Genomic DNA, 23,847 nt, shown 5'->3' on the forward strand with positions numbered 1-23,847 from the left:
CCCATGACCTGCCCACCGACGAGGGCGGCCGCGCCCGGTTCGCCCTTCGGGAGCGTGTTCCTGGGCGGCTTCGAGTGCTCCACGCATCGCCGCGCCGACGGGCGGCGCCTCGACCTCCTGGCGGCGACCGGGCACGACCGGCACGCGCTCGCCGATTACCGCGCCCTGGCGCGGCACGGCCTCCTGGCCGCCCGCGACGGCCTGCGCTGGCACCGCATCGAGGCGGAGCCCGGGCGCTATGACTGGTCGAGCGCCCTGCCGCTGCTGGAGGCGGCGCGCGAGGCCGGGATGCGGGTGATCTGGGACCTCTGCCATTACGGCTGGCCCGACGATCTCGACATCTGGTCGGAGGCCTTCGTGAGCCGCTTCGCCGCCTTCGCGGCCGCGGCGGCGCGGCAGGTGCGGGCGGTCTCCGGCGCGCCCCCGTTCCTGTGCCCGGTGAACGAGATCTCCTACTGGGCCTGGGCCGGCGGCGAGGTCGGCCGGATCGGGCCCTGCGCGACCGGCTGCGGGGCGGCGCTGAAGCGCCAGCTCGTGCGCGCTTCCCTGGCGGCGACCCGGGCGGTGCGCGAGGTCGAGCCGGAGGCCCGGTTCCTGCACGCCGAGCCGGCGATCCACGTGGTCGGCGGCCCCGAGGCGGGCAGCGCGGCGGCGGCGGCCGCCTACTGGGAGGTGCAGTACGAGGCGCTCGACATGGCGAGCGGCCGGCTCGCCCCCGACCTCGGCGGCGGTCCGGACGCGCTCGACGTGGTGGGCCTCAACTTCTACCCGGACAACCAGTGGGTCCATGGCGGCGGCACCGTCCCGCTCGGCCACCACGCCTACCGGCCCTTCCGGGCCCTCCTCGCCGAGGCGCATGCGCGCTACGGCCGGCCGCTCCTGGTCGCCGAGACGGGGGCGGAGGGCAGCGCGCGGCCGGCCTGGCTCCACTACGTCTGCGGCGAGGTGCGGGCGGCGCGCGCCGCGGGCGTGCCGGTGCTCGGGATCTGCCTCTACCCGATCCTCGACTATCCGGGCTGGGAGAACGAGCGGCCCTGCGCGGTGGGGCTCCTCTCGGCCCCCGACGAGGCGGGCGCGCGCCGGACGGACGGCCCGCTCGCCCGCGAGATCCGCGAGCAGCGGGCCCGCTTCGCCGGCTCCGCGCAGGAGGAGACCGATGCGGCCTGAAGCGGGAGCGGCGGGGATTGCGGAGGAGGGGGCCGGGCCGGCGCATCTGCAGAGCGGCGGGCGCTTCATCCTGCGCCACCTGCGCGCGCGGCGCTGGCATTTCGGCCTGCTGTTCCTGCTCGTCGTCGCCTGCGCGTCCTGCGGGGTCGGGCAGCAGGTCGGGCTGAAGCTCCTGGTCGACGCCCTCGCCGGACCGCCGGAACTCGGGCGGGCCGCCCTCGCGGCGCTCGCCCTGTTCCTGGTGCTGATCGCCCTGGAGGCGGCGCTCGCCCGCCTGACCGGCTGGCTGACCTGCCGCACCACGGTGGGCGTCGGGGTCGACCTGCGCGCCGAGCTGTTCGACCACCTCGGCGGCCAGGCGATGCGCTACTTCGCCGAGAACCTCGCCGGGTCGCTCGGCCAGCGCATCACCGCGACGGCCGGCAATGTCGGCGCCCTCGTCAACACCCTGGTCTGGCGCATCGTCCCGCCGGTCGTCGACGTGGCGGGCGCCGTCGTCGTGTTCGCGAGCCTCGACGGATTCCTCACCCTGGCGCTCGTCGCCCTGATCCTGGTCGTCACGGGCGGGCTGATCTGGTTCGGCGCCCGGGGCCGGCTGCTTCACCGCGCCTATTCGGGCGAGGCGGCGACGATCGCCGGCGACCTCGTCGACACCATCACGCAGATGTGGACCGTGAAGGCCTTCTCGGCCCGGAGCCGCGAGCGGGCGCGGCTGGAGGCCGGTTTCCGGCGCAAGGCGGCGGCCCAGCGCCGCAGCTGGCTCTACCTGGAGAAGGCGCGCCTCATCCACGACGTCGCGCTCTGGGTCCTGGCGGCCGGCATCCTGTCCTGGACCCTCGTCCTGTGGAGCCGCGGCGGCGCGAGCGCGGGCAGCGTCGTGCTGGTGGCGAGCCTGACCCTGCGGATCCTGCACTCCTCGAAGGACATGGCGCTCTCGCTGGTCGACCTCGCCCAGCATTTCGGCTTCATCGAGGAGACGCTCGCGGTGATCGCCAAGCCCTGCACCGTGCGGGACGCGCCCGCCGCGCCCGCCCTGCGGTCGCGCGGCGGGGCGATCACGCTCGCGAACGTCACCTTCGCGTACGGGCCGGGCCGGCCCGCGCTGCGGGAGGTCAGCCTCAGCATCCCGGCGGGCCAGAAGGTCGGCATCGTCGGGCCCTCGGGGGCGGGCAAGTCGACCCTCGTGCAGCTGCTCCAGCGGCTCCACGACGTGGACGAGGGCGAGATCCGCATCGACGGCCAGCCGATCGCGGGGGTGAGCCAGGATTCGCTGCGCGCGGCGCTCGCGGTCGTCCCGCAGGAGATCGGGCTCTTGCACCGCTCGGTGATGGACAACATCCGCTTCGCGCGGCCGGAGGCGACCGACGAGGCGGTGTGCGCGGCGGCCCGGGCGGCGTCCTGCGACGGCTTCGTGCGCCGCCTGCCCGAGGGCTACGACACGATCGTGGGCGAGCGGGGCGCGCGCCTCTCCGGCGGGCAGCGCCAGCGCATCGGCATCGCCCGCGCCCTGCTCAAGCGCGCCCCGATCCTGCTCCTCGACGAGGCCACCTCGGCCCTCGACACCGAGACCGAGATGGCGATCCAGGCCGCGCTCGTGCGGCTGATGCGCGGCCACACGGTGATCGCGGTGGCCCACCGCCTGTCGACGCTGACCGCCTTCGACCGGATCCTGGTGGTCAACGAGGGCCGCATCGTCGAGGACGGGACGGTGCGGGACCTGCGCCAGGCGGGCGGCCTGTTCGCGCAGATGTGGCACTTGCAGGCGGAGGGGCTGTCCGGCGAGGCCGTGATGGACGCGGCCTGACGGGAGCGCGCCGTGCCGCGGGCGACGGCGGCGAAAGCCCGGTTGCGGCGCGCCCGGCGGGGGCGCAACTCCGCGCCGGCGCCGCCGTTGTCCCCGATGCGCGGCCCGCGGCCCCAGGATCCCCTCGGCGCGCCGCGCGGGAGCCTCGGGCGCGCGTGACGGCGTGGCTGGACGAGATGCGCCGCCAGACTGGGCGGATGGCCGACGCGCTCGGCTACGGGCCGCAGGAAACGCCCTGGCGGAGCGTCGCGGACCTGCCCGGCGCGCAGCTGCGGGCCTACCACGCGCGCGAGCGGGAAGACGGGCCCGTCCTGCTGATCTGTCCCGCGCCCTTCAAGCGGCCCTACATCTGGGACCTGATGCCGCCGGTGAGCGTGGTGCGGCGCTGCCTCGCGCGCGGCCTGCGCGTCTACCTCGTCGCGTGGCGCGATCCGGCCGTGCCGGAGGATCGCTGGGGCCTCGCCGACTACGCCGACCGCATCCCGAGCGAGGCGCTGGCCGCGATCGCGGCCGAGACGGGCGGGGCCGCGCCCATCCTCGCCGGCCACTCGCTGGGCGGCACCCTCGCGGCGATCTGCGCGGCGCGTCACCCCGGCGCGGTGGCCGGACTCGTCCTCCTCGACGCGCCGCTCGCCTTCGGGGAGGCCGGCGGGCCACTCGCCCGGGCCGCGCGCGAGATCCCCGACCTGGCCGGGTTGCGCGCGACCCTCGGCGACCCGGTGCCCGGATCGGTCATCACCGCGCTCAGCCTGCAGGCCGCACCGGAGGTGTTCCGCCTCCAGCCGGCCCTCGATCTCGCCGCCTGCCTCGGCGATCCGCTCGCGCTCGCGGTGCATGCCCGCGTGGCCCGCTGGGCCCTCGACGAGTTCGCGCTGCCCGGGCCGTTCTTCGAGGACGTGCTGGCCCAGCTGTACCGGGAGGACCGGTTCCTGGCCGGCACGCTGCGGGTCGGCGCGCACAGGGTCGGGCTCGCCGGAGTGAGGGCGCCGATCCTGGCCGTGCTCAATCCCTCCGGCCTCATCGTCCCGCCCGAGTCCCTGCGCCGCGGCCTCGCCGCGGTCGCCGGCCCGCCCGCCGAGCTGCTGACCTACGAGGGCGAGCCCGGCCCGATGCTGCAGCATCTCGGGCCCCTGGTCGGGCCCGCGGCCCATGCGCGGCTCTGGCCCGGGATCCTCGACTGGATCCTGCGGCGCGCGGCCGCTCCCGGCGCGGCGGATCCGGCCTGAACCCGTCTCATCCGCTGTCCGGTGATCGTCCGGACAGCGGATCCCAAGCCCGCGCGGCGCGTGAGCGAAGCCGACATCCGCATGGCCGAAATGGCAGATGGCGAAGCAATCCCTCGGATGTCGTATGACCAGCCCGCGCGGCGCGTGAGATGCCGACATCCGCATCGCGACGCAATCCGTCGGATTGCGGATCACGCCACCTTGTCGGCGATCTCGCGCGCCTGACAGCTGTCGGCCCGGACCCGCCAATCCGCCACGCCCAGGCTGTGGCACAGCATCAGCTTGGCCTCCCGGATGGCCTGGGCCTCCGAGAAGCCGCGGACGACGCAGGTCCATTGCAGGACGCAGCGCTCGTGCCCGGTGTCGTCCGAGACGACCTTGCGAAAATCGACCGTGAACCTGCGCATTCGAGCAATCCCGCACCTCGAAGCAGCGACCATGGCGCGCCCGCTCGCGCGGGCATTGATCCAGCGCAAGCGGGCGCGTCCAGCCGGACGTTGCCGCGCGCGGGGCACACCCCCTGATCCAGATCAATCCCGTGCGCCGCAGCGGTCCCTATCCTGCGGGCATGGTGATCCGGCGCTCGGTCGGGCCATCCGCGCGAGGGGTCGGGACTCGGCGGCCGCGCCGCCCGAACCGGCTCGGGCGCCGCGCCGGCCCGATCCTCGACCCTGCCGGAGGCACCGCTTCCCCGGACCACCGCGAGAGGAGCGATCGTGACCACCTCCCCCCCTGCCGAGGCGTCGCCCGAGGTCTCGGTGCGGCCGGACGGGCCAACATCCGCCGCCCGATCCCTCGTGCCCGTGCCGCCGCCGCCCGCGGCCGCGCCCCGCCCCGTCCCGCGCATCCCCGCCGCCCGGCGAGCCCTGCGCTTCGCCGTCCTCGCCGCGCTCCTGCTCGGGGCGGGCGGCGGGGGCTACGCGTGGTGGCGCGCCCACCAGCCCTGGCTTCCCGCGGGTTTCGCGCAGGGGAACGGCCGCCTCGAAGCCGACGAGATCGACATCAGCACGAAGTTCGCCGGGCGCCTCGCCCAGGTCCTCGCCGACGAGGGCGACCTCGTCCGGGCCGGTCAGGTCGTGGCCGTCATGGACACGCGGGACCTGCAGGCGCAGATGGGCCAGGCCGAGGCGATGGCCGGCCAGGCCGCCCAGGCGGTCGAGGAGGCCGACAGGACCCTCGCCCAGCAGGAGACCGCCATCCGCAGCAGCGAGGCGACGGTCGCCAGGGCCCAGCGCGCCCTCGACGAGGCGAATGCCAACCTGCAGCAGGAGCAGAGCCGGCTGCGGCTCGCCAAGCAGGAACTGGCGCGCACCAGCACCCTCGTGGGCAAGGGCTTCGCCACCCACGAGACCCTCGATACCCGCCAGCAGGTCGTGGACGTTGCCCTCGCGGCGGAGGCCGCGGCCCGCGCCCGGATCGGCGCGGCCGAGCACGCCCTGGCGGCCGCCCGGGAAGCGGCCGCGGGCGCCGTCGCGGCGCGCGACGCCGCCGCGGCCCGGGTCGGGGCGACCCGCCACGCCCTCGATGCCGCCCGCCACAGCGTCGACTTCTACCGGGTCAACATCGCGGACAATTCCCTGACCGCCCCCCGCGACGGGCCGATCCAGTACCGGATCGCCAATGTCGGCGAGGTGCTCGCCGCGGGCGGCAAGGTCCTCACCATGCTGGATGCCGGCTACGTCTACATGGACCTGTACCTGCCGACCGCCGAGGCCGGGCGGGTGACGCTCGGGGCCGAGGGACGCATCGTCCTCGACGCCTATCCGGACCACGTCATCCCGGCCAAGGTGGTGTTCGTGGCGAGCCGCGCGCAGTTCACGCCCAAGACCGTCGAGACCCGCGACGAGCGCGACAAGCTGATGTTCCGCATCCGCCTGCGCGTCGATCCGGAGCGCCTGAAGGGCCGCGAGGCCCTGGTGCGGGCGGGGCTGCCCGGGATCGGCTACGTGCGCACCGACGCCGCCGCCGCCTGGCCGGCGCGCCTCGCCCCGAGCGCGCCGCCGAGCCTGCCGCTGGCGAGCGCCCGATGACGCGGGCCGCACCGGATGCCGGCCCCGTCGCCCGCGTCGAGGGGCTCTCGCACCGTTACGGCAAGCGCCGCGCCCTCGACGCGGTCACGCTGTCGCTCCCGGCGGGGTGCGTCGTCGGGCTGATCGGCCCGGACGGCGTCGGCAAGTCCTCGCTGCTCGCGATCCTGGCCGGGGCGCGGCGGATCCAGCAGGGCCGGGCCCGCGTGCTCGGCGGCGACATCGCCGATCCCGCCCACCGGGCGGCGATCTGCCCGCGCGTCGCCTACATGCCCCAGGGGCTCGGGCGGAACCTCTATCCGGACCTCAGCATCCGCGAGAACATCCTGACCTTCGCGCGCCTGTTCGGGCAGGCCGGGCCGGAGCGGGAGGCGCGCATCGGCGCGCTCCTCGCCGCGACCGGGCTCGCGCCCTTCGCGGACCGCCCGGCCGGCAAGCTGTCGGGCGGGATGAAGCAGAAGCTCGGGCTGTGCTGCGCGCTGATCCACGAGCCCGACCTGCTGATCCTCGACGAGCCCACGACCGGCGTCGACCCGCTCTCCCGCCGCCAGTTCTGGATCCTGATCGACCGGATCCGCGAGAGCCGCCCCGGCCTCTCGGTGCTGGTGGCGACCGCCTACATGCAGGAGGCGGAGCGGTTCGACTGGCTCGTGGCGATGAATGCGGGCCGGATCGTCGCCACGGGCTCGGCCGCCGCGCTGAAGCGGGCGACCGGCACGCACGACATCGAGGCGGCCTTCGTGGCGCTGATCTCGGACGGGGCGCCGCCCGCGCCCCGCGCCCCCGCGCCGCCGCGGCCGCAGGGTGCGGGCGAGCCGATCATCACGGCGCGGGGCCTGACCTGCCACTTCGGCGCCTTCACGGCGGTCGACCGGGTGAACTTCAGCATCGGGCGCGGGGAGATCTTCGGCTTCCTCGGCTCGAACGGCTGCGGCAAGACCACGACCATGAAGATGCTGACCGGGCTGCTGCCGCCGAGCGAGGGCGAGGCGCTGCTGTTCGGCCGGCCGCTCGATCCGGGCGACCTCGCGACCCGCAAGCGGGTCGGCTACATGTCGCAGGCCTTCTCGCTCTACGCCGAACTCACCGTCCGGCAGAACCTCGACCTGCACGCGCGCCTGTTCGGCCTGCCGGCGGCGGCCGCGCGGGCCCGGGTCGCCGAGCTGATCGCGGAATGCGGCCTCGCCGACCATGCCGACCACGCGGCCGAGGACCTGCCCCTCGGCCTGCGCCAGCGGCTGTCCCTGGCGGTCGCCATCGTGCACGCGCCGGACCTGCTGATCCTCGACGAGCCGACCTCCGGCGTCGACCCGATCGCCCGCGACCAGTTCTGGGACCTCCTCACCGACCTCGCGCGCCGCCGCGGCGTCACGATCTTCGTCTCGACCCATTTCATGAACGAGGCGGAGCGCTGCGACCGCATCGCCCTGATGGATGCCGGCCGGGTGCTGGCGACCGACACGCCCGCGGGCCTGATCCGGGCGCGGGGCGCGGCGAGCCTGGAGGAGGCCTTCATCGCCTGCCTGGAGGAGGCCGCCGCCGAGCGCGGCGCCGCCGCGGGCCCGCCCGCCTGGATCGCCCCCCGGGAGGCGCCCCGGGCCGGGCCGGCGCGGGCCTTCAGCCTGCGCCGCCTGCGGGCCTGCGCGATCCGCGAGACGCTCGAACTCCTGCGCGACCGCGTCCGCCTCGGCTTCGCGATCCTGGGCACGAGCTTCCTGATGCTGGTCTTCGGCTTCGGCATCTCGACCGACGTGAACAGCCTCACCTTCGCGGTGCTCGACCGCGACCACAGCCACGCCAGCCGCGCCTACCTGTCGGCCCTGCGCGGGTCGCCGTACTTCGAGGAGCGGGCGCCGCTCGCCGACGACGCCGAACTCGCGCGCCGGCTCGCCAGCGGCGAGATCGCGGCGGCGCTGGAGATCCCCCCGCATTTCGGCCGCGACCTCGCCCATGGCCGCTCGACCGAGGTCGGCGCCTGGATCGACGGCGCGCGGCCCTTCGTCGCCCAGACGATCCGGGGCTACCTCTCGGCGCTGAACGAGAGCGCGCTGGAGGACAGGCTGCTGCGGGTGCCCCCGCGCCCCGGCCCCCCGGCCGAGGTCGCGCTGCGCTTCAAGTACAACCAGAGCTTCAATAGCGTCTACGCGATGGTGCCGGCCCAGATCGCGCTCCAGCTCGCCCTGATCCCGGCGATCCTGATGGCGCTCGCCGTGGTGCGGGAGCGGGAGCTCGGCTCGATCACCAACCTGTTCGTCACGCCGGTGACGCGCCTCGAATTCCTGGTCGGCAAGCAGCTGCCCTACGTGGCGCTGGCCATGCTGAATTTCGGGCTGATGCTCGCCATGGCGGAGCTCGTGTTCCGCGTGCCGCTCAAGGGCAGCCTCGCGACGCTGGCGGCCGGGACCCTGCTCTACGTGACGGCGACGACCGCGTACGGGATGCTGGTCTCGACCTTCGCGCGCACGCAGATCGCGGCCCTGTTCGGCACCGCGATCCTGACCGTGGTGCCGGCGACGATGTTCGCCGGCATGCTGGTCCCGGTCTCCTCCCTGGCGGGCGGGGCGCGGGTGATCGGCGGCCTCTTCCCGATGACCTACTACCTGCCGCTGAGCGTCGGCACCTTCACCAAGGGTCTCGGCCTGGCGGACCTCGCCCCGAACCTCGTCGCCCTCGCGCTGTTCGTGCCGGCGCTGACCGGGCTCGCGCTCCTGATGCTGCCCCGGCAGGAGCGCTGAGGCATGGGCCCGATGCGCTCCGCCCTCACCATCTTCTGGCTCGGCACCAAGGAGCTGCGCAGCGTCCTGCGCGACACCGTGATGCTCGGCCTCGTGATCTACAGCTTCTCGCTCGCGATCCTGATGCAGGCGCAGAGCAGCTCGCAGGAGGTCCGCAACGCCTCGGTGGGGATCGTCGACGAGGACCGCTCCGCCCTCTCGCGCCGCATCGCCGGCGCCTTCCTGCCGCCGGTCTTCCGCCGGCCGCAGCCGCTGGCGGAGCGCGACATCGTCCCGGCGATGAATGCCGGGCGCTACGCCCTGGTCCTCGACATCCCGCCGAATTTCGAGCGCGACCTCCTCGACCGGCGCCCCGCCGCCCTCCAGCTCGACATCGACGCCACCGCCATGGTGCAGGCCGGGCTCGGCGCCTCCTACGCGCAGCAGATCATCCTCGAGGAGATCTCGGGCTTCCTCGCCCGGGCCGGGCGGGCCGGGCCCGCGCCGGTCACCCTCGCGTCGCGGGTCGCCTACAATCCCAACACCGAGACGCCCTGGTTCACCAGCGTGATGGGTATCATCAACAACGTCACCATGCTGGCCATCATCCTGGCGGGCGCGGCGATCGTGCGCGAGCGCGAGCACGGCACCCTCGACCACCTGCTGGTGATGCCCGTGCGGCCCTTCGAGATCGCGATGGCGAAGGTCTGGGCCAACGGCGCGGTCATCCTCGTGGCGGTGGCGGCCTCGGTCGAGATCGTGGTGCGCCGGCTGCTGCACGTGCCCATCGCCGGCTCCGTGCCGCTCTTCCTCACCGGCACCGCGGTCTACCTGTTCTTCGCGACGGCGGTGGGCCTGTTCCTCGGCACGCTCGCCCGCTCGATGCCGCAGCTCGGCCTGCTCTACCTCCTCGTCTACCTGCCGCTCGCCATGCTGTCGGGCAGCAACACGCCGCTGGAGAGCATGCCGGCCTGGCTCGCCCGGATCCTGCAGGCCTCGCCGACGGTGCACTACGTCGCCTTCGCGCAGGCGATCCTCTACCGCGGGGCGGGGTTCGGCGTGGTCTGGCCGCGGCTCGTGCTGATCGCGCTGATGGGCGGCCTCTTCCTGGTGCTCGCCCTGCGCCGCTTCCGCCTCGCCGCGGACGCGGCGGCGCGCGGCTGAAAGCGGCGCGTCCACACGCGGAGATTGATCCGGCGCAAGGCAGCGGCGGCGGACGGGCGCATCCTCCGGGGATCGGAGGAGACGAACCATGGTGATGCGCTGCATTCTGGTGCCGCTCGCGGCCGACCTCGACCCATCGCCCGCGCTCGACGCCGCGGGGCGGCTCGCGCGGCGGCTTCGCGCCCACGTCACCGTGGCCTATCTCGCCCCGACGGTGGAGCAGGTCCTGGCCCCGCTCGCCGGGCTGCCCGCCTCCTCCCTGACCGTCTCGGCGATCAAGGAGGGGCAGCGCCTCGCCGCCGCGCAGGCGCGCGAGCGCGTCGCCGCCTGGTGCGGCCGGGAGGGGATCCCGCTCGCCGACGCGCCCGAGCGCCTCGACGCCACCTTCCTGCGCTGGACGGAGGTCGAGGGCGACGCGGACCACGCCCTGACCATGCTCGGGCGCATCCACGACCTCGTCGTGGTGGGGCGGCCGCGGGCCGGGACGCCCTTCACCGAGGCCGCCTTCGACACGGCCCTGTTCGCGGTCGGGCGGCCGGTCCTGATGGTCGGCGAGGCCGTGCCGGACGACCTGCTGCGCCACGTGGTGATCGCCTGGAACGGCAGCCTGGAGGCGACGCACCTCGTCGCGCAGTCGATCGCCCTCCTGCACGAGGCGGACCGCGTCACGGTGATCGAGGCCGAGACGGCCCGCAGCGGCGAGACCCGGCTCGCCGACCTCGGCGCCTATCTGCACTGGCACGGCATCCAGGCCGACTCGGCCCGGGTGCGCCTCGCGCCCGGCGAGACCGAGGGGGAGGGGATCCTGGCGGAGGCCGCGCGGCGCGGCGCGACCCTGCTCGCGATGGGGGCCTTCACGCATAGCCGCGTGCGCCAGCTCCTGCTCGGCGGCGTGACAAGGCACGTGGTGGCGCGGGCGGAGATCCCGGTCCTGATGGCCCATTGAGGCCGGCGCGCGGGTCGGCCTCCTCCCCGGCCCGCGCCGCGAGGATGAAATTACCAAGATCTCTCGTTACAAGAATATATTCGTCTCGTTGACGCTGACTATTTCCCGCTGATAAAAAATTTACAGGCAGTCGATCGAGCTGCGCCGAGGGCGCGAGCCGGGCAACGGAAAGTTCCCGCGAGTGTCGATACGCAACCGATACGGTGTCGGCCCGCAACGCGGCGGCGCCGCGACCTTGACGCGCGGACCGAGCGGTCGCGCGCGCTCCACGTCCCCGAGGCGACCCGGGCGGTGAACGGCGCCCCCCTGGAGGGGCCTCACCCGTCGCGGGGCGTGGTGTTCCAGGACCCAGCCCTCTATCCCTGGCGCAGCGTCGCCGGGAACGTGGCGGTCGGGCCGGAGGCAAGCGGCGTCCTGGCCCGCGACCGCGCCGCCGCCGCCCTGGCGCTGGTCGGGCTGTCGCCCTTCGCGGACGCCTTCCCGCATCAGCTCTCGGGCGGCATGGCCCAGCGCGTGGCGCTCGCCCGCGCCCTCGTGAACGAGCCGCCGCTGCTGCTCCTTGACGAGCCCCTGGGCAAACTCGACTCGCTGACCCGCCTGATTATGCAGGCCGAATTGCTGCGGCTCTGGCAGGAGAAGGGCTTCGCCGCCCTCCTGGTCACCCACGACGTCGAGGAGGTGCCGATGCTCGCCGGTCGCGTTCTGGTGTTCTCGGACCGGCCGGCACGCATCCGGGCGGATCTCGCCCACGACCATCCCTGCCCGCGCCACCGCGATGATCCCGCCCTGGTCGAGGCCCGCCGCCGGATCCTCGACCTGCTCGGGACGGCCTGATGGCCGCCGGGGCCGCCCGGCGCGGCCCCGGTGGCCACCCTCACGGGCGCGGCAGGCGCGGCCTCGGCGCACCGGCCCAGGCGGAAGAGAGCGGCTGATTCAGCAATGCATAGGATCTCGACAGCGCTTCCATCGACCGCGCCAAGCATCGAAGGTCTACCTCACGCACCATCAGGTTGCGCCACAGCCTCTCGCGGGTCGTATCGCGGCAACGATTGGCACGCGTAATCTGAGTATGTCTGGTCATGGCCCGCCCTCCTGGGCCATTATACGTCGGAAAAGGCTGTTCGAAGCAAGAGAGAACCGGGAGAGATAAGGCCGGGCCGGCGCCGCCTCCGGCTTGCGCCGCCGCTCCCGGGCGGGCATCCGATTGCGAGGAAGTGGGGAGGGCTCAGCGATGCGGTCGCTCGACGAGGTGTTCGACCGGCTCCCGCACTCGGCCTTCCGGCGGCGCTTCGGCCTGGGAGCGGCCGAGCGGGACGTCCTTCGCCGGATCGGGTGGGCCGGGATGACCGCCCATGCGCGGGACTTCGTGGCGCGGCGCCTCGCGCCGGCCCGACCGGACCGGGACGGCAAGCAGACGCCGTTCCGGGGCCACCCCGTCTTCGTCGCCCAGCACGCCACGGCAACCTGCTGCCGGGGCTGCCTGGCGAAGTGGCACCGCATCCCGCCCGGCCGCCCGCTCACACCGGCCGAGCAGGACCACGTCGTGGCGGCCCTCGCGCGCTGGCTGCGCGCCCAGGCACCGGAGTTGGGGCAGGCGCAGGAGTTGGGGCAGGCGCCGGGCGCCGGGAGCGCGCCCGACGCCTCGGTGGACGCGCTCCCCCTGTTCCGGCAGCGTTGAGCCCGAACCCCGACCAGCGAGGAGCGCGAGGGCATGGCGACCGTGAGATTGTGGAGCGACGGCGAGGCCGAGGCCGATCCGCGCGTCAAGGCGGTGTTCGACGACATCCGGGCGACGCGCGGCTCTCCCTTCATCAACAACTTCTGGCGCGGCCTGGCCAACCAGCCCGCGGTGCTGGAGCGCACCTGGAGGAGCCTCAAGCAGGTGATGGCGGCGGACGGCGCCCTCGACCCGCTGACCAAGGAGCTGATCTACATCGCGGTGTCGACCGCGAACGGCTGCAGCTACTGCATCCACTCGCACACCGCCGCGGCGCGCGCCAAGGGCATGAGCGAGGCGCAGCACGGCGAGTTGCTCGCCGTGATCGGCATGGCGTCCGAGACCAACGCCCTCGTCACCGCGATGCAGATCCCGGTGGATCCCGAGTTCCAGGCCTGACGGAGGGGCCGCAGGACGGCTCGGCTCGACGGGCGCGCGGTTCGGGCGCCTCGCTCCCGCGACGTCCTCCCGCCTCGAAGGAGAAGGCCCGTGATCCGTCGCACCCTCCTGTGCCGCGCCCTCGCGCTCTCGGCCGCGATGCTGGCGGGCGGGGCCGCCCGCGCGGCCGAGATCCGGGTCGTCAGCTCGGGCGGCTTCGCGGCCGCCTGCCGGGCCCTCGCCCCGGATATGGAGCCCCTCGGGACGGGCCGCCGAGGGCCGGCCGATGCGGGGCGCCGCGGTCAGGCGGCCTCGGCATAGCGCCGGCAATGCTCCAGGTAGCCGACCTCGTGGCGCCCCGCGAGCTCGACGACGCTCGACCACAGCCAGGACGGCGCGCCATCGGCCTGCCGCCGGTCGCGCAGCACCTCCTCCCGCCACGCCGCGCGGTCGGCCTCGGGCATCTGCCCGCCATGCGCCCGGCCGACCACGCGGGCGAGGTAATGGGCCGCCGCGACGGCCTCCTCGCGGCTGAACTGGTCCACGTCGAGCTTGAGATCCTGGGGCAGAAGTTCGCGCAGCACGACCGGGCGGCCGAGGAGCCGGGCCGGCAGCATGCGCTCGCCGAGGGCCGGCGACAGGGCCCGCGCGCCCGCCACGACCCGCTCGGCGGGATCCTCGGGCATCCGAACGCCGGGCGCCGGCGGCGCGGCGGCCCGCACGGCCTCCTTCAGGTCGACCAGGGCGAGGCTGCGCCCCTCGGGCTCGGCGATGCGCACCAGCGCCGCGTAGCGCAGGAAGCCGAGCGAGCTGCAGCCCTTCATCCAGTAGGCGGCGTCGATCAGGCGCACCTCCGCTTGCGGGCTGCGCCGGTTGAGCGCCAGGACGAGGTCGCGCACGCCCTCGCTGCGGAAGAGCGCCTCGATGGCCTCGCGCTCGGTCGGCTCCAGGGCCCAGAACTTGCGGCCGAGGGGGATCGCCGGCTCGACCTCCTTCAGCCGCTCGCGGGCGAGGTGCTTCCAGCGCCGCCCGAGGGCGCGGCGGCGGACCACCCTGACCACCTCGGGCTCCTGCGCGGCCTCCTGGGCGGCCTCCTGCGCGCCCTCCCGCGCCGCGGGGCCGGCGAGGCCGAGCGCGTAGCCGCGGACCATCTCGTCGAGCATCCGCGCCGTGACGACGCCCGGCAGGTTCGAGCCGCGGGCGGCGCTGGCGAGGGACAGGCCGAGCCGCACGAGATCGTGGGTCGGGTTGCCGATGACCGTCTGGTCGAGGTCGCGGATCTGGATCTCGACCTGGCCCTCCGCATCGGCCAGCGGACCGAGATTGCCCAGGTGGCAGTCGCCGCAGATCCAGACCGGCGGCCCCTCGGGCAGGGTGCCGCGCGCGAGGGTACCCAGCCACTCGTAGAATTTCAGGGTGTTGCCCCGCACGTAGGCGTGGGCCGACCTCGCCATCTTCAGGGTCCGCTGACGCTCCAGCACCGATTCCCGCTCCGCGGCCCCGATCACGCCGTTCCCGCTCATCCACACCCCTTCGCGTCGCTGCCGCGCCGTGGCCGCGGCGCTGCATCAACGCACGGGAACAGAGCGGCAACGCGCGACGAATCGTAGCTGTGGTGGATGAGGAGGCCGGCCGGCGCGTGGGCGGCCGGCGGCCCGCCGCGGCGGCGGCCGTGACGTCCGGCGCTGGCACGGCGCCCGCGCCGCGCTAAACGGGGCCGGCGCGGCGGGCGGAGGAGGCCGGGATTGAGCATCGCAGCACGGGGGCGGACGGACGCCCCGGCGCCCGGGCCGGGCAGGGAGCGCGAGGGCCCGCGCGGCCTGCAGGTGGAGGCGCTGCGCAGCCCGCTCGCCGGCCCGTTCGACCTGTCCGTCGCGCCCGGGGAGATCGTGACCATCGCGGGCCCCTCGGGTGCCGGCAAGAGCCTGTTCCTGCGCATGATCGCCGATCTCGACGTGAATTGCGGGCGCGTGCGGCTCGACGGGCGCTGCCGCGCGGCGATGCCGGCCCCGGAATGGCGCCGGCTCGTTCCCTACGTGGCGGCCGAATCCGGCTGGTGGGGCGAGACCGGGGCCGCGCATTTCGCGCCCGGGCGGCGCGGCGCGGCCGCCTCCCTCGCCGCGCGGCTCGGCCTTCCGGCCGGCTGCCTCGACGGCCCGGTCGCCACCCTCTCGACGGGCGAGCGCCAGCGCCTCGCGCTGATCCGCGCCCTGGTCCTGACCCCGCCGGCCCTGCTGCTCGACGAGCCGACCGGCCCCCTCGATCCGGTCGCGACCGCGTCCGTCGAGGCCGTGCTGCGCGAGCGGGCGGCAGCGGGGACGATCGTCCTGATGGTCTCGCACGACCCGGCGCAGAGCGGACGGCTCGCCGCGCGGCGCCTGCGGATGGCGGGCCGGCGGCTCGAGGCGGTGGCGTGACGCCGATCAGCCTCGGCGCCGCCGACCTCGCCCTCGCGGCCGCCCTGGTGGTGCTGGATGCGGGCCTCTCGCTCGCCCTGCGCCTGGACCTCCACCGCCAGATCGCCCTGGCGGCGGCCCGGATGGTCGTCCAGCTGATCGGCGTCGGCTACCTGCTGCGCCTCGTCTTCGCCCTCGACGACCCGCGCGCGACCCTGGTGCTGGTGCTGGCGATGAGCCTCGTGGCGGCGCGCGAGGTGGCGGCGCGGCCCGAGCAGCGCTTCCGCGGCCTCGTCACCGAGGGCATCGGCCTCGGCGGCGTGCTCCTCGCCACGGCGGCGACCTGCGGCCTCGCCCTCGCGACGGCGATCCGCCCGACACCCTGGTACGATCCCCGCTACGCGATCCCGCTCGCCGGCATCGTGCTCGGCTCGGTGCTGAACGCCGCCAGCCTCACGCTCGACAGCCTGCTCGGCGGGGTCCGGCGGGAGCGGGCGGCGATCGAGGCCCAGCTCGGGCTCGGCGTGCCCTTCGCCGAGGCCGTCGCGGGCCCCGTCCGCACGGCCGTGCGCCGCGGGCTCCTGCCGGTCATCAACCAGATGTCGGCCGCCGGCATCATCACGCTGCCCGGGATCATGACCGGGCAGATCCTGGCCGGCATGGACCCGGTCGAGGCGGTGAAGTACCAGATCCTGCTGCTGTTCCTGCTCGCCGGCGCGAGCGGCCTCGCGGCCCTCGCGACCGCCCTCCTGGCCCGCCGCGCCCTGACCGACGACCGCCAGCGCCTGCGCCTCGACCGGCTCGCCTGACGGGGCCCACGCCCGTCAGGGGCGGGCCGAGGCGTCGAGGAAGTGCACCAGGGGAACGCGGAGTTCGTGCGCGGTGAGGTCCGCGGGGCCGGCCGCGGCCGCCGGCATGGCGGCCCGCCGGTAGGCGGCGGAGTCGAAATGCGGCGACGGGTCGAGGTCGCGGGTCGCCCCGCAGCGCAGGAGATGCGCGAAGGGATCGCGGTTCGGGCCGATCTCCCGCCCGTGCCGCGCGAGGTAGTAGGCGAGGTCGAAATGCGGGTTCGGCGCGACGCGCTGGGAGCGGCGATGCGCGAGGTAATGGGCGAGGGCGGTCGTGCCGGCCGGGACGCCGTAGGTCCGCCGGTACCAGGCCGGGTCGAAATACGCGATCGGCCGGCAGCCCGCCGCCTCGCCCCCGGCGAGGTAATGGGCGAGGGGATTGGCGAGGGAACCCGCCCGCGGCGCCCGCGCGAGGTAGCGCGCCCGGTACCAGGCCGGGTCGAAGCAGAGGTTGGGGCGGCGGCCCTCCCGCCAGCCGAATTCGCAGAAATGAACCACCGGGTCGAGGCCGGCCGCCAGGACGTCCTGTCCCTCCATCAGGTAGTAATTGACGTCGAGGAGGCCCGAGCGCCGGATCGCCTCGGCCTCGTCCGCCTGCGCGGCCCGCGGACCTCCCGCCCGCCCGACCAAGCGCCGCGCCATCCGTCTCAGAACCCGCACGTCCGGCCTCTGTCCGTCCCTCCGGCCCAGCATAGCGCGCGGGCGCGCGGCGAGCCACGCGCCCTGCGTGCGCGAGAGAGAGAATACAACCTGCTGCGGGGAGGCCCCTGCCTCAGCGCCCGAGGGCCGCGAGGGAGGCGTCGCTCGGCCGGTCGAGGGGCAGGCGGCGCAGGATGTCGGCGACCGGGTCCTCGGCCCAGGCCTGCGTGACGAAATCGGCGTGGGTCACGTCGGGGCCGGCGGGAAGGAAGGTCGCCCCGCCCGCGAGGGTCTCGGGGAGTTGCCGGCCGACACTCACCCCGCGCCGGGCGAGGCCGCGCTCCAGCTCGGCGTTGCGCGCCTCCGTGAACCGCGTGTAGGCGCTGACCAGGAAACGGCCGCCGCCGCGCGCCGCGAAGGCCGCGTAGGTGTCGGTCTCGCCGTAGAGGGCGTCGAGGAGGACGACGCCGCGCACGCGGCGCGCGCCGGCCGCGTCCCTGAGGCTCCAGGCCGCCGGGGCGAAGCCGCCGCTATAGGCGACGAGCACGACCGGCATCGTGGCGAAGAGCCCGCGCGGGGCGCCCGTCCGCTCCGCCAGCCGCGAGGCGGCCTCGTCGAGGAAGCGGCCGAAACCTCCCGGCTCCCAGAACCGTCCCGCGCTCGAATCGCGGGCATCGACCGCGAATTGCGGGGCCAGCAGGACCGCGTTGACGCCCGCGCCCGTCACCTGCGCGGGCAGGCGCTGGCGCAGCAGCACGTCGCGGCCCAGGATCGCCCCGTGCCCGTGATAGTACAGGACGAGCACCGCCGGCCGGTTCGGGTCGAACCCCGCCGGAACATGTATCAGCACCCGGCTGTCGTTGAAGGTCTCGCTCTCCCACAGCACCTGGCCGCGGGCGGTGCGGTGGCCGCGCGCCCCGTCCCGGACCACGTCGAGGAAGGGACCGCGCTCGGGCACCGCGCCGTCGTACGGGAACGGAGCCGTCGCGAAGGCGACGAGTTCGGTCGTGCCGGCGAAGCCGGGCCGGCGCGCGGGCGCGGGCGTCGCGACCTCGCCCGCGCGGGCGGGGCGCTCCTCCGGCGCGGAGGGGGACTCGACCGCGGCGCGCTCCCGGGTCGCGGAGCGCTCCAGGACCGCGGAGCGCTCAGGGGGCGCGGGCGCGGCGGCGAGCGGGGCGGGCGCGGCCGGCGGCTCGACGAGGGACCGGCAGGCCGCCGTCTCGCCCAGGAAGGCGAGCAGCGCCGCGGCGGCGACGTGGCGGTTCCGGCGCCGCCAGCGGGCCGCCGGGGTCGTGGGGCGGCGGAAGGGCAGGAGGCCCGCGCCGGGCGACGGGACGGCGTCGCCCGGCGCGTCCGGCCACGGCACCGGGCCGCACACCGCGACGGCGCCGCGCAGGGAGGTGGCGCGGTGGCCCGCCCGGAGCCAGGCCCCGACGAGGGTCTCAGGCCCCGCTTCGCCGGGGAGGCGCCGACCGGTCCCGCTGCCCATCTGCCCGCCCATCGCTCGCCGTCCCGCCCCGCCCGGACGCGTCACCGACCGCCGGACGATGGCCGGAACATGGTTAATGATGTCTTACCGGACCCGCTCTTCTCCTCCGCACGCGGCCGTGTTCATTCGAAAACCGCGCGCGGATACGGCTTGTAAACTGCTCATCCTTTAAGAATAGCGGCTGTGGCTTTTTCGAGGCCGGCGTGGACACCAGTCATGACTGAGCCTCCCACAGCATCCCGGCCGGCCGCGACGATCACCACCCTGGCCGCCACGAGCATCGTGGTCGCCGACATGGTCGGCGTCGGCGTGTTCACCAGCCTGGGCTTTCAGGTCAAGGACATCTCGTCCGGCTTCGGCCTTCTCCTCCTCTGGGTGATCGGGGGCGCCGTCGCCCTGTGCGGGGCGTTCTGCTACGCCGAACTCGCCGCGATGTTCCCGCGCTCGAGCGGGGAGTACAATTTCCTCACCCGCTGCTACGGCCCGGCCCTGGGGTTCCAGGCGGGCTGGCTGTCGGCGACGGTCGGCTTCTCGGCACCGGTCGCGCTCGCGGCCATGGCCTTCGGCCAGTACGCCCGCGCGATCCTGCCCGAGGCCCCGCCGCTCCTCCTCGGCCTCGGCGTCGTCTGGGCGGTCGCGGCGGTGCACCTGCGCGGGGCGCGGCACAGCACGGCCTTCCAGGTCGGCTTCACGCTCCTCAAGCTCGCGCTCATCCTGGCCTTCATCCTGGCCGGCTTCGCGCGGGGCGGCGGGCAGCCGATCAGCTTCGCGCCGAGCCAGCTCGATCCCGCCGAGGTGCTGAGCGCGTCCTTCGCGGTCAGCCTCGTCTTCGTGATGTACGCCTATTCGGGCTGGAACGCCGCCACCTACATCGTGGGCGAGATCCGGGAGCCGCAGCGCAGCCTGCCGCGGGCGCTCCTCCTCGGCACCGGGACGGTGATCCTGCTCTACGTCGCGCTCAACGCCGTCTTCCTCTCCACGACGCCGGTCGCGGAGCTCGCGGGACAGATCGACGTCGCGCTGATCGCGGGCCGGCACATCTTCGGGGAGGAGGGCGGGCGGGTCGTCGGGGCGCTGATCTGCGCCGGCCTGATCCCGACCATCGGCGCCATGACCTGGATCGGGCCGCGGGTCACCGTCGCCATGGGGGAGGATTTCGCGCCCCTCGCGCCGCTGGCGCGGCGCTCCGCCGGCGGCGTGCCCCGGGCGGCGATCGTGCTGCAGGCGGGCATCGCCAGCCTGCTCCTCCTGACCCGGAGCTTCGAGGCCGTCCTCGACTTCGTCCAGGTCTGCCTGCTGCTCTGCTCCTTCCTCACCGTGCTCGGGCTGGTGCGGCTGCGGATCGTGCGGCCCGACCTGACGCGGCCCTACCGGGCCTGGGGCTACCCGGTCACGCCGGCGATCTTCCTCGGCGTGACCCTGTTCATGATCATCCACCTGCTCGCGGTCCGGCCGCTCGAATCCCTCGCGGGCCTGCTGATGATGCTCGCCGGCCTCCTGCTCTTCGGGCTCGCCGCCGCGCAGCCGCAGGGCGACGCACGCAAGGCGCTCTCGCAATGAGACAGATCCTCCTCGCAAGCCTGCTGGTCCTGCCCCTCGGCGTCGCCGCCGCGGAGGCGCCGAGCCCGGACGCGACCGCGCGCTTCCTCGCCGGGATGCCGGCCCCGCCCGGCGCGATGCTCGCCCGGCTGGAAACCGACCCGGCCTGGAAGCAGCACGCGGGCGCCTTCACGGCCGCCTTCCGGACGGTCGAGACGCGCCAGCTCGGGAAGATCCGGGCGTGGTCGCAGGCCAACCTCACGGCCCGCCGCGGCACCGTCTACTACCTGTTCAGCGGGCCGGACTTCCTCTACGCGGACAGCTTCTTCCCGGACGCCTCGACCTACGTGCTGGCCGGGCTCGAGCCGGTCGGCAGCGTGCCCGACCCGGCGAAGCTGCCGCGCGGCAGCCTCGCTTCGGTGACGCGCAGCCTGAGGACCTCGCTGCACACCGTGCTGAACTTCAGCTTCTTCCGCACGCTCAGCATGCGCGACGACCTGCGGGCGAGCCCCGCGACCGGGACGCTGCCGGTGCTCTACGTCTTCCTCGCCCGCGCCGGGAAGACGATCCGCGGCGTCGAGTTCGTGCACCTCGACCCGCAGGGAACCCTGAATGCGGGAGCGGCCGCCGCCGGGGCGGGGACGCCTGGGGTCCGCATCACCTTCGCGCGCCCCGGCGGGCCCGACCAGACGCTCTACTATTTCAGCGCCAACCTGGACAATGACGGCTTCCCCAAGAGCGGGCTCGCGCCCTTCTGCGAGCGGCTCGGGATCGGCGACGGGCTCGTGAAGAGCGCCTCCTACCTGATGCACGACGGCCATTTCTCGGAGGTGCGCCGCTTCCTGCTGCGGCAGACCTCGACGCTGCTGCAGGACGATACCGGCGTGCCGGCGGCGATGTTCGGGCCCGAGTGGGAGCTGCGGCCCTACGGCCGCTACACCGGCCCGATCGGCCTGTTCGCCGGCCGCTACCAGCCGCGCTTGGCCGAGCTGTTCCGGCGGCAGCCGCCGCGTCCGCTCGGCTTCGGCATCGGCTACCGGTACCGGCCCGACGAGTCGAGCCTGATCCTCGCCACCAAGCGCGAGGCGCAGGTGCTGCGGCCCACGCTCGAGTGATCCGGGATCCGCGTGATCGCAGCGGATCCCGGATCACGCGCCTGCGCGGCGCCTGAGCGCGGCGCCTGAGGGAAGCCGACATCCGCATGGCCGAAATGGGAGATGGCGAAGCAATCCGTCGGATGTCGGATGACGCCGCCCGCCCCGGGGCGGCCGGGCGGAGCGCCCGGGCGCCCGGCGCGTTGGTCCTGCGCGCCGCCAGGGGGAGGTCCGCCCAGATGCGCCTCGCCGCCGCTCTGCTGACCATCCTGGCGCTGGGGCTCCTGATGCTGGCCCCCGCGACGGTGGCGCTCCCGGTCTCGGCGCTGCTCCTCCTCGCCTGGCCGCTCCTCGACCGCGGGCGCTGACCCGGTCGGGTGCGGCGCGCGCAAAGCCCGTGCCGGCCCGCGGCACGCCCGAGACGGGATCGGACGGTTCATGATCGGCCTCCGAGCCGGGCGCGAGCGTGCCCGCGCCGCACTGGCGGGCGGCGCGCCCGGCATGCGACAGAGGCGCGATGATCCGTCTGCTGAAGCACGTGCTGATCGAGTTCGGCCCCGACCGCGACGCCGAGATCGACGCGGCGGTGGCCGCCATCCTCGCCACCTTCCCGGAGGCGCAGATCGCCCTCGCCCCGGGGCTCCTCGACGACGACCTGCTGCTCGAAGTCCGCATTCCGATCGCCCGCATGGCCGAGTGGCCGCTGGTGGCCGGTCGCGCGCAGCCCCCATCCTCCGCATCGGCCTCCGCATCGGCGCACGACCCCGCGGACCCGGCGAGCGCCCGCCCGCACCACCTCTCGTCTGAATGAACCGCACCCGCCGCGATCATCGCCCGAGCAACGTTTAGCCGTTATCTGGTGAAATCCAGTTGACACACCGGTGGCCCGGTCACAGACAGCCGAGGTTTGCAACCCCCGGTACGTTCGATGAGTGACGAGTACGCAACCGAGCTCGATCCGATTACGATGGCGGCGGATATCATCGCGGCCTACGTCTCCCACAACAGTGTCCCGGTGGCCGAACTGCCGGCCCTGATCCAGGCCGTCTACGACCAGCTCGGGCGGCTCGGGCAGCCGCCGGCTCCCGAGCCCGAGCGGCCGGTCCCGCCGATCCCGATCAAGAAGACGGTGACGCCGGACGCGATCATCTCGCTGGAGGACGGCCGGCCCTACAAGTCCCTGAAGCGTCACCTGAGCACGCGGGGGCTCACGCCCGAGCAGTACCGGGACAAGTGGGGCCTCCCGCCCGACTACCCGATGGTGGCGGCGAACTACGCGGCGCAGCGCTCCGAGCTCGCCAAGGCGAGCGGCCTCGGGCGCCGCCGCTGAGGCCGCGCCTCGGCCCTCCACCACGCGAGAGGCCCTCGGCGCCCGGGCGCCGAGGGCCGCTTCCGCCTCAGCCGCGCGAGCTGGGGTCGGAGAGCTTCCTCAGATTTTCCGGCGGCGTCTCCGCCTCGGTCGCCTCGACCGTCCCGACGCTGCCGCCCGACACCGCGTCGAGGCGCGCCCGGTCGGAGGCGATGCGGACCACCTCCGCCTCCCAGTCGGGCTCCTCGTTCATGCGCCGCTGCAGGTCCTCCGGGTTCGCCACGTCGAGCGGGCTGTCCTGGCCGAAATCCTGGCCGTTGCGGTCCGCGTAGGCGTCGAAGCTCTTCAGGTTGGGCCGCGGCTCCGGTTTCGTCTGCGTCATGACACTCTCGCCTGAGGGAAGGAGCGGGCCGGGTCCCCGGCCGTCGCGGCCCGCGGCACCCGCCCTGACCAACGGGTCACCCGGCCTCCTGTTCCGGATCAGCAGAGCCACAGTCCATCCTCCACGCGCCGCGCCGTTGCGGCCGTTCCGCCGGCAATTCACGCAGATCAATCGCGGTCCGGATCACCCTTCACGCCAAAAATCCAGGAACAGCGGCCGCCGATCTTGCTTTGATGACATGCGATCGGGCGCGTGCGCCGGGATCGCGGCAGCGGGACGAGCGGGAGCGCGACCATGCCCGAGGCGGCCGCCCATGCGCAGGGCATCCTGATGGCGAGGCCCGACGCGGCGGCGGGACCCGGGCTCCCGGCCGGGACGAATGCGATCGGCCTCGGCGGCACCCGCGACGGGCTCGTCCAGGTGCCGGGCGTCGCGCCGCCGGGGCGGCGACCGCCGCTCCTCGTCATGCTGCACGGGGCGGGCGCCTCATCCGCGGACGTCCTGCCGATGGTCGCGTCCTGCGCGGAGCAGCACGCGGTCGTGGTCCTCGTCCCGGATTCGCGGGGGGCGACCTGGGACCTGATCCAGCGCGGCTACGGGCCGGACGTGGCCTTCCTGGACGCGGCCCTCGGGCGGCTCTTCGCGCGCCAGGCCGTCGACCCCGCCCGCATCGCCGTCGCGGGCTTCTCGGACGGGGCCTCCTACGCCCTCTCCCTCGGCCTCGCGAACGGATCCCTGTTCGGGGACGTCCTCGCCTTCTCGCCGGGCTTCTGCGCTCCCGCGCGCCGGGAGGGAACGCCGCGGATCTTCCTCTCGCACGGGCGGGAGGACCCGGTCCTGCCCTTCGCGCGCTGCGGCGACCGGGTGGCGGGCGCGCTGGCGCGGGACGGCTACGACGTCGCCTATCGGCCGTTCAGCGGCGGCCACGCGGTGCCGAGCCCGCTCGTCGCGGAGGCGTTCCGGCGCTTCCTCGCCTGAGCCCGCGCGGCCACGCGATACAACCGGAGG

General features: G+C 74.6%; 23 protein-coding genes and 1 pseudogene. 19 read left to right on the plus strand and 5 right to left on the minus strand.

All coding sequences use genetic code 11. The annotated features are described in order from the left end of the window. Positions 1–3: 3 nt before the first annotated feature. The 3 genes from MET2598_RS0127150 (at position 4) to MET2598_RS0127160 (ending at position 4,197) form a co-directional block, all read left to right on the plus strand. Positions 4–1,167, plus strand: a complete 1,164-nt coding sequence (locus MET2598_RS0127150) for a beta-glucosidase (protein ID WP_018263014.1) — start codon at positions 4–6, stop codon at positions 1,165–1,167. Further along, a complete protein-coding gene (locus MET2598_RS0127155; protein WP_018263015.1) occupies positions 1,157–2,971 on the plus strand; it encodes an ABC transporter ATP-binding protein in 1,815 nt (604 codons plus the stop codon). The genes MET2598_RS0127150 and MET2598_RS0127155 overlap by 11 nt, the downstream gene beginning before the upstream one ends. A 155-nt stretch (positions 2,972–3,126) precedes the next feature. Continuing rightward, complete coding sequence (locus MET2598_RS0127160; RefSeq protein ID WP_026190967.1) at positions 3,127–4,197, plus strand: alpha/beta fold hydrolase; 1,071 nt, start codon at positions 3,127–3,129, stop codon at positions 4,195–4,197. A 191-nt stretch (positions 4,198–4,388) separates the two neighbouring features. On the opposite strand, the gene MET2598_RS0127165 is transcribed toward MET2598_RS0127160, so the two are convergent. After that, positions 4,389–4,604 carry a hypothetical protein gene (locus tag MET2598_RS0127165; protein WP_012330086.1) on the minus strand — a complete coding sequence of 72 codons (216 nt, stop codon included), beginning with the start codon at positions 4,602–4,604 and terminating at the stop codon, positions 4,389–4,391. Between the two features lie 309 nt (positions 4,605–4,913). Between MET2598_RS0127165 and MET2598_RS0127170 the strand changes: the two genes are divergently transcribed. From MET2598_RS0127170 to MET2598_RS0127205, 8 genes and pseudogenes are all read left to right on the plus strand, one after another. Continuing rightward, positions 4,914–6,227 carry an HlyD family secretion protein gene (locus MET2598_RS0127170; protein ID WP_026190968.1) on the plus strand — a complete coding sequence of 438 codons (1,314 nt, stop codon included), beginning with the start codon at positions 4,914–4,916 and terminating at the stop codon, positions 6,225–6,227. Next, positions 6,224–8,959 carry a ribosome-associated ATPase/putative transporter RbbA gene (rbbA, locus tag MET2598_RS0127175; RefSeq protein WP_018263018.1) on the plus strand — a complete coding sequence of 912 codons (2,736 nt, stop codon included), beginning with the start codon at positions 6,224–6,226 and terminating at the stop codon, positions 8,957–8,959. The genes MET2598_RS0127170 and rbbA overlap by 4 nt, the downstream gene beginning before the upstream one ends. 3 nt (positions 8,960–8,962) lie before the next feature. Further along, entirely contained in the window at positions 8,963–10,102 is a 1,140-nt protein-coding gene (locus MET2598_RS0127180; protein WP_018263019.1) for an ABC transporter permease, read from the plus strand. A gap of 88 nt (positions 10,103–10,190) precedes the next feature. Next, positions 10,191–11,048 carry a universal stress protein gene (locus MET2598_RS0127185; protein WP_012330082.1) on the plus strand — a complete coding sequence of 286 codons (858 nt, stop codon included), beginning with the start codon at positions 10,191–10,193 and terminating at the stop codon, positions 11,046–11,048. A 264-nt stretch (positions 11,049–11,312) separates the two neighbouring features. After that, positions 11,313–11,882, plus strand: a pseudogene (locus MET2598_RS37465) (ABC transporter ATP-binding protein); the annotation flags it as partial. Between the two features lie 397 nt (positions 11,883–12,279). Beyond that, positions 12,280–12,726, plus strand: coding sequence for a DUF4186 domain-containing protein (locus MET2598_RS0127195; RefSeq protein WP_012330081.1), 447 nt, complete (start codon positions 12,280–12,282; stop codon positions 12,724–12,726). A gap of 33 nt (positions 12,727–12,759) precedes the next feature. Further along, on the plus strand, positions 12,760–13,164 hold the full coding sequence (locus MET2598_RS0127200) for a carboxymuconolactone decarboxylase family protein (RefSeq protein WP_018263021.1): 405 nt from the start codon (positions 12,760–12,762) through the stop codon (positions 13,162–13,164). A 90-nt stretch (positions 13,165–13,254) separates the two neighbouring features. Then, positions 13,255–13,464 (plus strand): hypothetical protein, encoded by a 210-nt coding sequence (locus MET2598_RS0127205; protein WP_018263022.1) that lies wholly within the window; start codon positions 13,255–13,257, stop codon positions 13,462–13,464. Here MET2598_RS0127205 and MET2598_RS0127210 read toward each other — a convergent pair. Next, positions 13,446–14,666 carry a DUF2252 family protein gene (locus tag MET2598_RS0127210; protein WP_018263023.1) on the minus strand — a complete coding sequence of 407 codons (1,221 nt, stop codon included), beginning with the start codon at positions 14,664–14,666 and terminating at the stop codon, positions 13,446–13,448. The two genes, MET2598_RS0127205 and MET2598_RS0127210, sit on opposite strands and share 19 nt — an antisense overlap. Positions 14,667–14,888: 222 nt before the next feature. On the opposite strand from MET2598_RS0127210, the gene MET2598_RS0127220 reads away from it, so the two are divergent. After that, positions 14,889–15,560 (plus strand): ABC transporter ATP-binding protein, encoded by a 672-nt coding sequence (locus MET2598_RS0127220; protein WP_018263025.1) that lies wholly within the window; start codon positions 14,889–14,891, stop codon positions 15,558–15,560. Then, positions 15,557–16,348, plus strand: a complete 792-nt coding sequence (locus tag MET2598_RS0127225) for an ABC transporter permease (RefSeq protein ID WP_012330076.1) — start codon at positions 15,557–15,559, stop codon at positions 16,346–16,348. Before MET2598_RS0127220 ends, MET2598_RS0127225 begins: the two co-directional genes overlap by 4 nt. Positions 16,349–16,363: 15 nt before the next feature. Here the strand turns inward: MET2598_RS0127225 and MET2598_RS0127230 are convergent, their stop codons facing one another. Both MET2598_RS0127230 and MET2598_RS0127235 read right to left on the minus strand, forming a co-directional pair. Then, entirely contained in the window at positions 16,364–17,047 is a 684-nt protein-coding gene (locus MET2598_RS0127230; RefSeq protein WP_198293035.1) for a hypothetical protein, read from the minus strand. 112 nt (positions 17,048–17,159) lie between these two features. Then, entirely contained in the window at positions 17,160–18,527 is a 1,368-nt protein-coding gene (locus tag MET2598_RS0127235; protein ID WP_018263027.1) for a hypothetical protein, read from the minus strand. Positions 18,528–18,731: 204 nt separating this feature from the next. Here MET2598_RS0127235 and MET2598_RS0127240 point away from each other — a divergent pair, with 204 nt between their 5' ends. The 5 genes from MET2598_RS0127240 (at position 18,732) to MET2598_RS0127260 (ending at position 22,478) form a co-directional block, all read left to right on the plus strand. Next, positions 18,732–20,075: an APC family permease gene (locus MET2598_RS0127240; protein ID WP_018263028.1), complete on the plus strand. Its 1,344-nt coding sequence runs from the start codon at positions 18,732–18,734 to the stop codon at positions 20,073–20,075. Continuing rightward, positions 20,072–21,169 (plus strand): hypothetical protein, encoded by a 1,098-nt coding sequence (locus MET2598_RS0127245; protein ID WP_018263029.1) that lies wholly within the window; start codon positions 20,072–20,074, stop codon positions 21,167–21,169. Before MET2598_RS0127240 ends, MET2598_RS0127245 begins: the two co-directional genes overlap by 4 nt. A gap of 218 nt (positions 21,170–21,387) precedes the next feature. Continuing rightward, positions 21,388–21,516 (plus strand): hypothetical protein, encoded by a 129-nt coding sequence (locus MET2598_RS43470; protein WP_265576495.1) that lies wholly within the window; start codon positions 21,388–21,390, stop codon positions 21,514–21,516. Between the two features lie 149 nt (positions 21,517–21,665). Further along, positions 21,666–21,959: a hypothetical protein gene (locus tag MET2598_RS0127255; protein WP_012330071.1), complete on the plus strand. Its 294-nt coding sequence runs from the start codon at positions 21,666–21,668 to the stop codon at positions 21,957–21,959. A 156-nt stretch (positions 21,960–22,115) separates the two neighbouring features. Then, complete coding sequence (locus MET2598_RS0127260; RefSeq protein ID WP_018263030.1) at positions 22,116–22,478, plus strand: MucR family transcriptional regulator; 363 nt, start codon at positions 22,116–22,118, stop codon at positions 22,476–22,478. Positions 22,479–22,545: 67 nt separating this feature from the next. Here the strand turns inward: MET2598_RS0127260 and MET2598_RS0127265 are convergent, their stop codons facing one another. Then, positions 22,546–22,839: a hypothetical protein gene (locus MET2598_RS0127265; RefSeq protein WP_012330069.1), complete on the minus strand. Its 294-nt coding sequence runs from the start codon at positions 22,837–22,839 to the stop codon at positions 22,546–22,548. A gap of 294 nt (positions 22,840–23,133) precedes the next feature. Here MET2598_RS0127265 and MET2598_RS0127270 point away from each other — a divergent pair, with 294 nt between their 5' ends. After that, complete coding sequence (locus MET2598_RS0127270; protein WP_012330068.1) at positions 23,134–23,817, plus strand: alpha/beta hydrolase; 684 nt, start codon at positions 23,134–23,136, stop codon at positions 23,815–23,817. Positions 23,818–23,847: the final 30 nt, after the last annotated feature.

This window comes from Methylobacterium sp. WSM2598, from assembly GCF_000379105.1.
Classification (GTDB): domain Bacteria; phylum Pseudomonadota; class Alphaproteobacteria; order Rhizobiales; family Beijerinckiaceae; genus Methylobacterium.